Source organism: Photobacterium alginatilyticum, from assembly GCF_009910675.1.
Classification (GTDB): Bacteria; Pseudomonadota; Gammaproteobacteria; order Enterobacterales; family Vibrionaceae; genus Photobacterium; species Photobacterium alginatilyticum.
Genome location: NZ_RSEJ01000058.1, coordinates 1 through 4,934 on the forward strand (window position 1 = coordinate 1; position 4,934 = coordinate 4,934).

A 4,934-nucleotide genomic window follows, 5' to 3' on the forward strand; every position below is an offset into this window, starting at 1 on the left:
TGAAACATCATCGGACGGAAATGTTCAGTTTTGGCTATGGTTATCAATGTTTGGTTCTTGGCTACTTTCCCCGAAGATTCCGATTATAACCGGTTGGTAAAGAGCAATTCATTATCGAGTAGCTTCTGAGATTTGTTCTTAAACTCATGAAGTTATGAGAATAGTTCTGTTTTAATTCAAGCTGTTGCGTATGATGGTTTGCATTAGAGCAGGGTAACCATTGGCGGTAACGTTGCTGTTAAGTCCTTGTGTTTATTCAATTTTTCCATAACAAGGCAATCAAGGGTGACGCGTTACACTCGGCGGTTTTGGTTTGAAGTCCAGTGGGCTTGGTGAGTTCATCGTGGCGCACCTTATTGCTGGCGTTAAAGCGCGCGAAGGAAAATAAGTTCATGGATAAAATTTACAGTGCAATTGATGATTATGCTAACTCGTATTTGAAATTGTGGCGAATCGTTCAAGAAGAAAACGCTCATTTTCCTACTTGTAGTATTAGTAGTGGTTCGATTGCTGAGTTTTATGCTAAAAAGTATCTAGAAGAAAAGTATCCAAATAGTCACATTAGCTTTGGAGCATCCAACGAGAAAGCATGGGACATTAAAGTGATAACCGAATCTGAGGAAGTGGTTCTTTTTCAAGTTAAATCAACCTCAGATTATAGTAAAAGCCGTAAACTTTCACCTTTAACGAAAGGTTTTGACCAACTAATAGTTATAACACTGGCATGTGACTTCTTCCCATGCCAAGCATTTTTATTTACAGACCCCAAAGTTCTGTTCAAAAATGGTTCTATGCCTTCTTTAACTGTTCCAAATCCAGACAATAAAAAGCAGCCTGGCTCTAAAGTGTTTAAGAGTGCAATTAACATTCACGATGAATTCTTTGGTAACTTGGCTGATGCGCTTTAACAAAGCAATCAAGGTGATGCATTACACTCGGCGGTTTTGGTACGGAGTTCGGTGCGCTTTGCTGGTTCAGTGGGGCACACCTTATCGCAGGCGTTATGTTTCTTGGAATTGACTATGTCTATAATTTTTGATCTGAAAAACTCTGAAAATTCATGGGCTGATTCAGTTAACGAAGCTCTGGCAAATGATTTGCCTGAATATATCGGCAAGCATGGAGAAGTTGGAACTGAGAAATGGTGGAAAAACTATGATTCAGGTCTTATTGCATACTCAAAAGCACTTGGCAGAGTCTCTTTTGTTGGTAAACGCCAAGACTTTCTCAATGAAGAGTGGGACATCGTAGAAATTGTACAGGGAACTGAACGTATCGAGTATGATCGATTGGGGTATTGGGAAAGTGATGAAATAGTAGTTGGAGCAAAAGTTCTTGTTGAGTCATTTGAAATATCACTTCAACAAAAATATGGACCAATGAAGTTTTGTTTTGAGCGATTGGTTCAGGTAATTGAAACATAACAAGGCAATCAAGGTGATGCCTTACACTCGGCGGTTTTGGTATGAAGTTCAGTGTGCTTTGTTGGTTCAGTGGGGCACACCTTATTGCAGGCGTTATACCCTTTAGGAAAGTTACAAACGATGGTTAAAAACTTTGAGTGTGGCAAAGTGGTGCAAATACCACTTTCAAATGGCAAGTTCAGCTACGGCTTGATCTTATCCGATCCTCTTGTCGCATTTTCTGAGAATTCTTATGACGTCCCTCAAAGTGATTTAGGTAAGGTCTTTGGCGGAAAGTTGTTCAAAATTTGGGTTATGAAAGATGCATTGGGTAAAAATGGTTGGTCTAAAGTAGGCTGCATCGAAGCTAACCAAATCGAATTATCTGAGCCTAAATTTTATAAGTTTGACCTTCTCTCAAAGCAGTTTTCTATTTACACAAATGGTAATGAGATCCCAGCAACGAAAGAAGAGTGTATTGAGTTAGAGTGTGCAGCGGTTTGGTCAAAAGAGCATGTCGAAGAAAGGCTTCTTGCTTTAAGTGAAGGACGAGAAAGCAAGTGGGTAAGCTCTTTGTCTGCGGAGTCACGGGTATAACAAAGGCATCAAGGTGACTTGTTACACTCGGCGGTTTTGGTATGGAGTTCAGTGGGCTTGGTGAGTTGGTCGTGGCGCACCTTATGCCAGGCGTTATGCACCTAGAGCCAAGATTTTCAATGGTAGATAATCCATCGCTTGTTTCCACGATTTCTTTGGCCATTCGTTTGCCGAAAGGCTGCCTGAAAGTCCGAAGGTAAGCTTGTTGTTGCCTTCTCTGCTGCCTTTGATTCTGGCAATGCAACACCGAATTACAACGTTGCTCAGCTGTGAAAGTGTTGGCGCTTTTCTTTGCCCATAGGTTTGGTGCAGCAGCCAAGCCAGTCCGTATCAGGTTGTCATGCAGGTTTCTCTGGCTCAAATCGTTGAAAGTGAATCGGAATTATCAGAGTCTGGATTTGTTGCCTGTATGCCGCAGATTTATCACGCGTGGAAAGATTTTCGGCCAAGTATGATCGTATTAATGGATGGAGTTGCATAACAAAGGTATCAAGGTGACTTGTTTGACTCGGCATTTTTGGTTTGGAGTTCAGCGGGTTTGGTGAGTTGGTCGTGGCGCACCTTATCCCAGGTGTTATATTTCTAAGGTAGATCGAGGTATGAAGGATAGAGTACTACCAACACCAGAAAAATTTGCTTCATGTCCATACGATGAAAAGATACTTTCATTCTATGAAGGTCAATTCGAGGTGGTGTATGTGATGCTTCACCCATTTCTAAAACCGTTCAATTTAGATATTGAGCGTTTCTGTCCTGAGAAGTGGCCTACAAAACATGAGATTATCGACGGTTGTAATGCGGTATCTTGGCAGGAGGTTCTGAAGCTAACAAAGCTCTCCAGTTTAGCAGATATTGATGTAGGGCTAAGAACCAGTATTGGCGGTATAAAAAAGGAACTTTCAAATAGAGAAGCTGCAAGAAAACTAAATTCACTATCTGAAGAGCTTGATATCATCCACCCTACAGAGGGTGATCTGCCGCCGCTGCTAGAAAATCGGCTTTTCAACGCAATTAGAAAGCTTGGCTTTGATTGGCTTTGGGTTGGTGATGAGTTTGGGACAGAAAGAAAACTACACTGGATTGGCGATCTAATTGAAAAAGATGAGATCCCCTCACATGGTTGTGTGTTCACACATGACCATAGCTTATTAGTCACTACACATTGGGATAGTCATTGTTCGTTTTTATGTTCTTCAAGAGATTTAATTGAAAAACTTCTTTCAACCGAATCTTTTGAAGGGTTTTATTGCACCCCGAAAACCGAAGTTTACTGGGGAGCATATGAAATATAACAAGGCAATCAAGGTGATGCGTTACACTCGGCGGTTTTGGTATTAAGTTCGGTGTGCTTTGTTGGTTCAGAGTGCGCACACCTTATTGCAGGCGTTATGCGTTTTTTTGGATGTTTGTAGAGTATGAAGTTATCAGATTTTTCAATTGAAGCGTTAAAAGCTTATATCACAGGCGATGACTCAGAGGCTCCCTATATGTCGGGTCCTGATCTTGTAAAGTTCTTCAATCTATTTGATGTTCGGGATGTTTATTCTTTCCAAAACGGAGGCTTACCTGAATCGGCAAGCCGAAAAGATTATGCTCTGAAAACTACCAAGTCCCTTAATGGAACTAACCAAATGAAGCTTATGGTTGAGGGATTAGTTGATAGCAGGCGTGCCGAAAACTATGTAGAACTAGCTGAAGGTATTAACGAAATTATTAAGCACGATGGATATGCATTGGAGCAAAACTCTCTAGGTGTATTTATCGTATCAGGCGCTAGTATTGAAGACTCAACCGTTGACATTGAAGCTTATTTTCAAGAAATACGTCAGCGAATACTAGAAAACATATCCAAAGCAAAATTTTCTATATGGGTAGCAATGGCGTGGTTTACCGATAAGGAAATAGGTAATGCTTTACTGCAAAAACATCTGGATGGTCTAAATATTCAAGTGATCGTTAATGATGACATTACGACTAGCAGGTATGGCTTAGACTTCGCAGCTAAAGGTATTGAGTATTATAAGGTTTCGCCATCTAGTCCTTGGGGTAAGAAAATCATGCACAATAAGTTTTGTGTCATTGATTTAAAAAAGGTTGTTCATGGCTCTTACAACTGGACGAAAAACGCTCAATATAATAACGAAAGTATTACTATTACTGACAGTAGAGAGTTAGCTGAAGATTTTGCTGGTCAGTTTATCGCATTAAAACAGGCGCACAAATCAGGACACGCATAACAAAGCCATCAAGGTGATGCGTTACACTCGGCGGTTTTGGTATGGAGTTCAGTGCGCTTTGCTGGTTCAGTGGGGCACACCTTATGGCAGGCGTTATGTTTTTATCAAATTCGGAGCTATTAATGACAAAAGAGGAAGAGTTAATTCGTGCTGGGGCAGATGCGATTATTGCAGGAGATTGGGATTTAGCAGTCTCTCTGTTTACTGAAGCATATAACCTAGGGAGTGGCAGCGCTGCTTTTAATCTAAGTGAAATGTACAAGACTGGAATGGGCGTTGCTCAAGACCATGGAAAACACCAGTATTGGCTCGAACGCTCTAAAGAACTAGGGTATATACCAAGACCCAATAGAGATTTAAATGCGTGTAAGAGCGTTCCTAAGCCAAAGAAAGTAATACCTAAAAAACAAACTCTAATAGGTAGGGTTCTGTCTTTGTTTTCGTAGTCCTTAAAACATAACAAAGCAATCAAGGTGACCCGTTACACTCGGCGGTTTTGGTATGGAGTACAGTGTGCTTTGTTAGTTAGGCGTGGGGCACCTTATTGCGGGCGTTATGCCTAAAATTCACAAATTAAGTAGAGGGGATATATGCCATTTATAACTGGTTTATTCAAAGATGGAAGTGAATATAAGAAAGCAATTACAAAAAGAACAAGGTGCTTACAATTTTGCACCGATGCATTGTTGGAAAGAAA

The 4,934-nt window shown here is 40.7% G+C and carries 6 protein-coding genes; all 6 read left to right on the forward strand.

The genetic code is table 11. The annotated features are described in order from the left end of the window. Positions 1 to 392: 392 nt before the first annotated feature. The 6 genes from EIZ48_RS27485 to EIZ48_RS27510 all read left to right on the forward strand — a co-directional run bounded on the left by EIZ48_RS27485 (position 393) and on the right by EIZ48_RS27510 (position 4,683). Complete coding sequence (locus EIZ48_RS27485; protein WP_160658480.1) at positions 393 to 908, forward strand: hypothetical protein; 516 nt, start codon at positions 393 to 395, stop codon at positions 906 to 908. A gap of 114 nt (positions 909 to 1,022) precedes the next feature. Beyond that, positions 1,023 to 1,424: a hypothetical protein gene (locus EIZ48_RS27490; RefSeq protein WP_160658482.1), complete on the forward strand. Its 402-nt coding sequence runs from the start codon at positions 1,023 to 1,025 to the stop codon at positions 1,422 to 1,424. Between the two features lie 120 nt (positions 1,425 to 1,544). Next, the gene (locus EIZ48_RS27495) at positions 1,545 to 2,000 is read left to right on the forward strand and encodes an Imm26 family immunity protein (RefSeq protein WP_160658483.1); all 456 of its coding nucleotides are present in this window, start codon (positions 1,545 to 1,547) and stop codon (positions 1,998 to 2,000) included. Positions 2,001 to 2,599: 599 nt separating this feature from the next. Continuing rightward, positions 2,600 to 3,292 carry a DUF2711 family protein gene (locus EIZ48_RS27500; protein ID WP_160658485.1) on the forward strand — a complete coding sequence of 231 codons (693 nt, stop codon included), beginning with the start codon at positions 2,600 to 2,602 and terminating at the stop codon, positions 3,290 to 3,292. A 123-nt stretch (positions 3,293 to 3,415) separates the two neighbouring features. Beyond that, positions 3,416 to 4,237, forward strand: a complete 822-nt coding sequence (locus EIZ48_RS27505) for a phospholipase D-like domain-containing protein (protein WP_160658487.1) — start codon at positions 3,416 to 3,418, stop codon at positions 4,235 to 4,237. Positions 4,238 to 4,359: 122 nt separating this feature from the next. Next, on the forward strand, positions 4,360 to 4,683 hold the full coding sequence (locus EIZ48_RS27510) for an SEL1-like repeat protein (protein WP_160658489.1): 324 nt from the start codon (positions 4,360 to 4,362) through the stop codon (positions 4,681 to 4,683). Positions 4,684 to 4,934: the final 251 nt, after the last annotated feature.

Bases quoted from the DNA above. Each gene is read 5' to 3' on its own strand.
- EIZ48_RS27485 (WP_160658480.1), top strand. From the start codon at position 393: ATGGATAAAATTTACAGTGCAATTGATGATTATGCTAACTCGTATTTG.
- EIZ48_RS27490 (WP_160658482.1), top strand. From the start codon at position 1,023: ATGTCTATAATTTTTGATCTGAAAAACTCTGAAAATTCATGGGCTGAT.
- EIZ48_RS27495 (WP_160658483.1), top strand. From the start codon at position 1,545: ATGGTTAAAAACTTTGAGTGTGGCAAAGTGGTGCAAATACCACTTTCA.
- EIZ48_RS27500 (WP_160658485.1), top strand. From the start codon at position 2,600: ATGAAGGATAGAGTACTACCAACACCAGAAAAATTTGCTTCATGTCCA.
- EIZ48_RS27505 (WP_160658487.1), top strand. From the start codon at position 3,416: ATGAAGTTATCAGATTTTTCAATTGAAGCGTTAAAAGCTTATATCACA.
- EIZ48_RS27510 (WP_160658489.1), top strand. From the start codon at position 4,360: ATGACAAAAGAGGAAGAGTTAATTCGTGCTGGGGCAGATGCGATTATT.